The organism is Emticicia aquatilis (assembly GCF_014644295.1).
GTDB classification, from domain to species: domain Bacteria; phylum Bacteroidota; class Bacteroidia; order Cytophagales; family Spirosomataceae; genus Emticicia; species Emticicia aquatilis.
The window spans coordinates 262,301-268,828 of sequence record NZ_BMKK01000009.1 but is presented as its reverse complement, the minus strand read 5'-3'; the positions used below and the strand labels follow the sequence as shown (position 1 = coordinate 268,828).

The following is a 6,528-nucleotide window of genomic DNA, read 5'->3' as shown; positions in this document are numbered from 1 at the left end:
AAAGGACAACTCCATTTCGCCTTAATAGGGTTCAACCCTACTTCGCTCGGCACATGAAACGTCTCTACGTCTGATAATATCTTTTTCTCCACAAAAATTGTCAAAGAACCATAAAATTTAATTACTCAAAATTAATTTTCTAAGACACTATTTGGGCTTAAACCAGCATCCCTTCTAAAACTTTCTCGTAATGACGTTCGTACATCGGAACAATATTCGTAATATCAAATTCTTGAGCACGAGCTAAAGCGTTTGCTTTAAAAGTCGGTAAATTTTCGTCTTGCAGAATATAAATTGCGTTTTTTACCATATCATCTACATCGCCCACATTACTCAAAAATCCTGTAACACCTTGCACGTTTAGTTCGGGTAAACCACCAGTATTTGATGAAATAACAGGTACTTCGCAAGCCATTGCTTCCAGGGCTGCTAATCCAAAACTTTCTTTTTCGGAAGGCATCAAGAATAAATCGGCTACTGATAAAACCTCTTCGATGGCATCAAGTTTTCCTACAAAACGCACATCTTCACCCAGATTCATGTCACGGCTGAGTTGTTCCATTGGGCCACGTTCGGGGCCATCTCCCACGAGTAATAATTTACTCGGGATTTGTTTTTTCAGTTTTGCAAAAACTTGAATAATATCTTCGATACGCTTAACTTTTCGGAAGTTGGATGTATGAACCAGCAACTTTTCGTCGTTCGGACAAATAATGCGTTTGAAATGCTCTTTTCTTTGCTTTTTGAAACGTTCCAAATCAACAAAATTTGGAATCACCTCAATTTCTTTTCTTATTTCAAAAGCTTCGTAAGTATCTTTTCTTAAATCTTCCGAAACCGTCGTTACGCCATCTGATTCATTGATACTAAACGTAACAACTGGAGCAAGAGAAGCATCTTTTCCTACAATCGTAATATCAGTTCCGTGTAAGGTTGTGATTACAGGAATGTTTATACCATGACATTTCAAGATTTGTTTCGCCAAAAAAGCCGAAGTTGCGTGCGGAATTGCGTAATGTACGTGCAGCAAATCAAGTTTTTCGTACTTTACTACATCAACCATTTTTCCTGCCAAAGCCGACTCGTAGGGCGGGTATTGAAACAGCGGATAGCTGGCAATATTTACCTCATGGTAAAAGATATTTTCGTTGAAAAAATCCAGACGAGCGGGTTGAGTATAAGTAATAAAGTGTACTTGATGCCCATTTTTGGCAAGGCCCTTACCGAGTTCGGTGGCCACAACGCCACTTCCGCCAAAGGTAGGATAACAAACAATTCCGATTTTCATAGATGCGGTTTAATGTACTTTTTTGAAAGATTTTTTTAGTGCTTTTAGCAATTAGCCTTTAGCAATTAGCTTGAAAAGCAGGTTGTTTTGCAGACACAAATTAAATCTAAAATCGTCTAATGAAGCTAAAAGCCAACAGCTAATAACTAATAGCTTTTTAAATGAAAAATCCGCTATTAATAGTACAACAAAAAAAATTGGAAAAAGTCTCAAAATCATATTACGGATTTGTGAATTTATTGAAAGAGTATTTTCTATAACCGAAAAAACGGCCAATGTTAGGAAAACATAACTTGCAATTGACCTAAAAATTTTGTAGTTTTGGATACGATGAATTCCAAAACCTTCGCAACCCTTAATGCCTTTTTTCGACTGATAAGGTCACGAAATATCTTGATTGTGATATTTAGTCAATACATGGTCAGGATTTTTCTGATTGGCCCCAAAGAAAATTGGCTCGATTATCTGCTTGATTTTAAGCAGTTTCTGCTCGTATTCGCTACCATCAGCATTGCTGCGGCTGGTTATATCATCAATGATTATTTTGATATAAAAATTGATTTAGTCAATAAACCCGACGAGGTAATAATTGGTAAAATCATCAAACGCCGACGTGCGATTCTGATTCATCAGATACTTAATTTTATTGGTTTGGCCATCGGGTTTTTCTTGAGTTTGAAGGTTTTTCTAATTAATTTTCTGGCCATTTCGGCTCTTTGGTTTTATTCCGAACGCTTCAAAAGAAAGGCTTTTATTGGTAATTTTTTAGTAGCATTTCTGACCGCCTTCTCGCTCGTTATTTTGGGCGTTTATTACCAAAAAAATGTGGCTTTGGTCAATATCTATGCCTTGTTTGCTTTTTCTATTTCGTTGATTCGAGAAATAATTAAAGATATGGAAGATATTAGGGGAGATGCCCGCTACGGTTGCCGAACGCTTCCGATTATTTGGGGAATCAGACAAACCAAAATTCTGCTTTATATTTTTATTGTTTCGTTTGTGATGATACTGTTAATTATGGCTTATTCTCTTCATAATCAATACCTTATTGCACTTTTTAGTTTAGGTGTATTTCCGTTTTCGTGGTTTGTTTATAAACTTTACTGGGCCGATAAACGCCGTGATTTTACGTTTCTGAGCAAAGTCTGCAAACTCATTATGCTCTTCGGAATCGGTAGTATGATTTTTGTATAGACACAAAAAAAGCGACACAAATTACTTCGTGTCGCTTCCTAAAAAATCTTTATTTATTAAGCATAAACGTCTTCTTTACCGAATTTTTTGCAAAGTAAAGCATATACATTTGCACGGTATTTATTGCGGTTTGAAGAACCCATTTGCTCCATTACTTCCGCAATTGCTACGTCAAGCTCTGGGCCATCAGCTAAACCTAATTTACCAATCAAGTAGTTGTCTTTTACACGAGCTAACTCTTCAGGGTCAGTTCCTGAAACTTTAGAGGCATCTGCATTGTAAATAGATGGGCCAAGACCTTTTGCTACCGCTGTGATGAGTTCTTCACTAAGACCTAAATTAAGTTCGTTTGATTGAGCAACGTAAGTTTCAATTGCTTCTGCTAATTTACTCATAATTTTTGCTGATTTGGGAGTGATTGAAATACATGAATATTTTGTAAATTTTAAATAAAAACTTATCTTTTCCAAATGTTTTTTACGCTTTTTTAGGCAAAACGAACGCTACCGAAGATTAAAAGTTTTTAATTTCGTATTTTACAGAAAAACGTGATTAAATACTAATCTTTCGTTTTCTGCCTAAAACTTGCCATGTTTCTTTAACTTCTTCATTTTCAACGATGTAGGCTTCATCATAAAGATTTACGGTTGGACAGACATGGTACGGAACACCATAAATAACGTCACCAACTTTTATTGAATCCCAATCTTTTACAGCAATCACTCCGTGTTCTTCGCTTTGTCCGAGAAGCTCATAATTTTCTAAATTCAAAAACCTGATGCGTTTATCAATTGGGTTTTCGGCCGCTACTGCTTTATGCCCCATATCGACCGTAATGATACCATGCTTTGGTTTTGAAATAACACGAGTCAGAATCAACGCTGCATACTCAAAATTTTGTTCAGAAAGTTTATCGCCATAGCCCCAATCCCACAAAACGCACGTACCTGGACTGCAATAAGTTTCGTCTCGCAAAGCGTGAGAAGTAAACGCTGGTGTACCTCCTGCTATCACTATTGGCTTCAGCAAGCCTGCTGCTTCGATTGCTTCGAGAAAATGTTTTACATCAACAAAACCAGCATCACATTCTTTTTTTCGTTCATTGAAATCACTCGCTCGTAAATGCCCATCATAGACGTGTAGGCCGTGTACTTTTAGGTGAGATAAGTTGCTTAGTTTTTTGTATAAATCTAAAATTTGGTCGTTTAATTCGTGCCCAGATCTGTTCATTCCGTTGTTTACGTCTAAGAAAACATCTGAAACGAGCTTATTTTGCCCAAAAATATCATTGTGAACATCGGCTATTTCAGCAGAATCAATGAGCGATGCAAAGAATACATCGGGGTATTTTTGACGTAACTTGACAAGACGCTCGATTTTAGGGCCAACTAATTGGTGTGAAATTAGAGCATGTTTTCCACCGGCAATTGCTACCATTTCAGCTTCGGCAATAGTTGCACATTTGAATTTTGTGATACCAGCAGCAAGCATCATCTTGACGATTTCTGGCATTTTGTTGGTCTTTACGTGCGTGAAAAGTCGCTCGGCCGAACCAGCAATCGAAATCATCTGCTCAATATTTTTTTGTACACGCTCTTTGTAAATAAGCAGCGAAGGAGAATCTAATTCGTTGGCGTTGTTGATGCTAAACCACATAGTTTAATGAATGATAGATTGATAGAGTGAGTGAATGTGAAATGAAACTTAAATTTTTTGGTAATAATTCTATTCTATCATTGTATCATTCACTCATTCAAAATTAGATTTATTGTTCGTAAAATTCGATTGGAAGGTCGTCGGGGTCGGCGAAAAAGGTGAATTTTTTGCCAGTAAATTCATCAATTCTGCTATCCTCTACTTCAATTCCTTTCGATTCGAGGTTTTGTTTTGCTTCTGCTACATTTTCCACTTCAAAAGCCAAATGGCGGAGTCCACAAGCTTCTGGGCGAGACGGTCGTGCTGGAGGATTCGGAAAAGAAAAAAGTTCGATTACATAATTTTCGCCAATGGCTAAATCGAGTTTATACGAATCTCGTGCTTCACGATATACTTCTCTAACTATCTGTAAACCAAGTATTTCGGTGTAAAAATGCTTCGATTTTTGATAGTCAGATGCGATTATGGCTATATGGTGTACTTTGTTTATTTTTAGCATTTTGATGAATTGTTTTAAGGAAGACTTCCCTTCGAGGGAGGTCTTCCTTGTATCTCGATAATTTTATGCCAGCTCAAACATTACTTCAATTTCAACTGGAATATTTTCGGGAAGCGAGCCAAAACCAACTGCCGAACGCACGCCGATACCATTTTCAGTTCCCCACACATTGGCAAAAAGTTCGCTACAACCATTAATTACATACGGGTGACGCTCAAAATCTGAAGTACAATTGACCATTCCCAAGACTTTTATTACACGCTTGATGCGGTCGAGGCTTCCTAAATTAGCTTTTAATGTTGCGAGAATGGTCAAACCTACTTGTTGAGCCGCCAATTTTCCTGCTTCAATATCCATATCGGCACCGATACGACCAATGATGCGTGAGCCATCCATTTGCACAGGGCCATGTCCTGAAACATAAATAAAATTATCAACGATTAAGCAAGGCTTATAAACGCCCATCGGTGATGGTGCTGGTGGTAATTCAAGACCAAGTTTTGCGAAATTTTCTTCTGCTGTCATAGTTTTGTTGCGTTACACAAATAAATTTAAAATCAATACCCCAATCAAACCGATGATAGAAACGAGGGTTTCCATGACCGTCCAAGTTTTGAGGGTATCTTTTATTGATAAATTGAAATATTCTTTAAAAAGCCAAAATCCACCATCGTTTAAGTGCGAAAACATCAAACTCCCCGCACCGATAGAAAGTACCATAAGTTCGGGTTTTACGCCCGTTTGTTGCTGAATGAGCGGGGCTAAAATTCCTACTGCTGTCAAACCAGCAATTGTTGCCGAGCCTACACATATACGCAATACGCCCGCAATCGCCCAACCTAAAATCAATGGATTTATATCAAAACCTTGTAGCTGTGAGCCAATATAATCGCTCGTACCACTATCTTTCAAAATCTGTTTCAATGCACCTGCACCCGCAATAATCAATAAAATTCCTGCACTACTCTTAAAGGCTTCTTCGAGTTGCTTACTTACTGCTTGAATGGTATTTCCCTGACGAACACCAAGCAAATAAACCGCCAATAATAGAGAAAGAAGCATACCAATATATGGCTCAGAAATTAGTTTAAGTAATTCACTTTCAGGAGCATACTTTTTTATAGCCGATGTAATTGTTAGTAAGAAAACGGGCATCAAAGCTACCAATAAACTCACTACTAAACTTGGTTGCTTATCTTTCGGAATGTCTTTGATAGCAAATAAATTTCCATCAATTTGAGGTTTGTATTGCTTCAGAGTTCGTCCAAAAAGCACCCCAGCAATGGCAATAGCAGGAATTGCAATGATGATTCCATAAATGAGCGTTTGCCCAACATCAGCTTTGAGTTGCGAAGCAATGGCAGCGGGTGATGGGTGAGGGGGTAAATATCCGTGAGCGGTTGAAAGTGCAGTCAACATTGGCATTCCGACATAAAGAAGCGGCAATTTTGCTGAGGCAGCAATCGAAAAAATGAGCGGTACGACGATGATAAAACCAGCATTGTAAAACAACGGAATACCGATAATAAACCCAGCAAGTGCCAAACCCCATTGGAGGTATTTTTCGCCAAAAAGGTTAATGAGTGCATCGGTAATGCGTTGAGCAGCACCGCTTTCAGCTACAAGTTTACCGAGCATTGCCCCAAAACCAATGATTAGAATTAAATCGCCGAGTGTGCCACCAATACCCGATTGAATGGCTTTTCCGATGGCCGTAACGTCCATTCCTGTGGCGATTCCCAAACCGATGGCAACTAAAATGAAAGAAACGAAGGTGTCGAGTTTTACGTAAGCTACCAGCAGCACAAGTACCAGTATAGCAAAGAAGGTAAGTAAAATTGGCATTTTTTAAGGAGGGTTGAATATGATGCTGCAAGATAATAATTTTAGT

7 protein-coding genes are annotated in these 6,528 nt (G+C 38.1%); 1 reads left to right on the top strand and 6 read right to left on the bottom strand.

The annotated features are described in order from the left end of the window. Window positions 1–157: 157 nt before the first annotated feature. Window positions 158–1,288: an N-acetyl-alpha-D-glucosaminyl L-malate synthase BshA gene (gene bshA / locus IEX65_RS20620; protein WP_188768899.1), complete on the bottom strand. Its 1,131-nt coding sequence runs from the start codon at window positions 1,286–1,288 to the stop codon at window positions 158–160. A gap of 330 nt (window positions 1,289–1,618) precedes the next feature. Between bshA and IEX65_RS20615 the strand changes: the two genes are divergently transcribed. Then, window positions 1,619–2,482, top strand: a complete 864-nt coding sequence (locus IEX65_RS20615; protein ID WP_188768898.1) for a geranylgeranylglycerol-phosphate geranylgeranyltransferase — start codon at window positions 1,619–1,621, stop codon at window positions 2,480–2,482. Between the two features lie 56 nt (window positions 2,483–2,538). Here the strand turns inward: IEX65_RS20615 and IEX65_RS20610 are convergent, their stop codons facing one another. The 5 genes from IEX65_RS20610 to IEX65_RS20590 all read right to left on the bottom strand — a co-directional run bounded on the left by IEX65_RS20610 (window position 2,539) and on the right by IEX65_RS20590 (window position 6,482). Continuing rightward, window positions 2,539–2,877 carry a DUF2853 family protein gene (locus IEX65_RS20610; RefSeq protein WP_188768897.1) on the bottom strand — a complete coding sequence of 113 codons (339 nt, stop codon included), beginning with the start codon at window positions 2,875–2,877 and terminating at the stop codon, window positions 2,539–2,541. 157 nt (window positions 2,878–3,034) lie between these two features. Then, on the bottom strand, window positions 3,035–4,138 hold the full coding sequence (locus tag IEX65_RS20605) for a D-TA family PLP-dependent enzyme (RefSeq protein WP_188768896.1): 1,104 nt from the start codon (window positions 4,136–4,138) through the stop codon (window positions 3,035–3,037). A gap of 109 nt (window positions 4,139–4,247) precedes the next feature. Beyond that, window positions 4,248–4,637: an SMU1112c/YaeR family gloxylase I-like metalloprotein gene (gloA2, locus tag IEX65_RS20600; protein ID WP_188768895.1), complete on the bottom strand. Its 390-nt coding sequence runs from the start codon at window positions 4,635–4,637 to the stop codon at window positions 4,248–4,250. A gap of 63 nt (window positions 4,638–4,700) precedes the next feature. Continuing rightward, entirely contained in the window at window positions 4,701–5,162 is a 462-nt protein-coding gene (locus tag IEX65_RS20595) for a RidA family protein (RefSeq protein ID WP_188768893.1), read from the bottom strand. A 12-nt stretch (window positions 5,163–5,174) separates the two neighbouring features. Beyond that, window positions 5,175–6,482 carry a GntT/GntP/DsdX family permease gene (locus IEX65_RS20590; protein WP_188768891.1) on the bottom strand — a complete coding sequence of 436 codons (1,308 nt, stop codon included), beginning with the start codon at window positions 6,480–6,482 and terminating at the stop codon, window positions 5,175–5,177. Between the last annotated feature and the right edge of the window lie 46 nt (window positions 6,483–6,528).

Coding starts and splice junctions, on each gene's coding strand:
- IEX65_RS20610 (WP_188768897.1), bottom strand. CDS start 2,877: ATGAGTAAATTAGCAGAAGCAATTGAAACTTACGTTGCTCAATCAAAC.
- gloA2 (WP_188768895.1), bottom strand. CDS start 4,637: ATGCTAAAAATAAACAAAGTACACCATATAGCCATAATCGCATCTGAC.
- IEX65_RS20590 (WP_188768891.1), bottom strand. CDS start 6,482: ATGCCAATTTTACTTACCTTCTTTGCTATACTGGTACTTGTGCTGCTG.
- IEX65_RS20615 (WP_188768898.1), top strand. CDS start 1,619: ATGAATTCCAAAACCTTCGCAACCCTTAATGCCTTTTTTCGACTGATA.
- bshA (WP_188768899.1), bottom strand. CDS start 1,288: ATGAAAATCGGAATTGTTTGTTATCCTACCTTTGGCGGAAGTGGCGTT.
- IEX65_RS20595 (WP_188768893.1), bottom strand. CDS start 5,162: ATGACAGCAGAAGAAAATTTCGCAAAACTTGGTCTTGAATTACCACCA.
- IEX65_RS20605 (WP_188768896.1), bottom strand. CDS start 4,138: ATGTGGTTTAGCATCAACAACGCCAACGAATTAGATTCTCCTTCGCTG.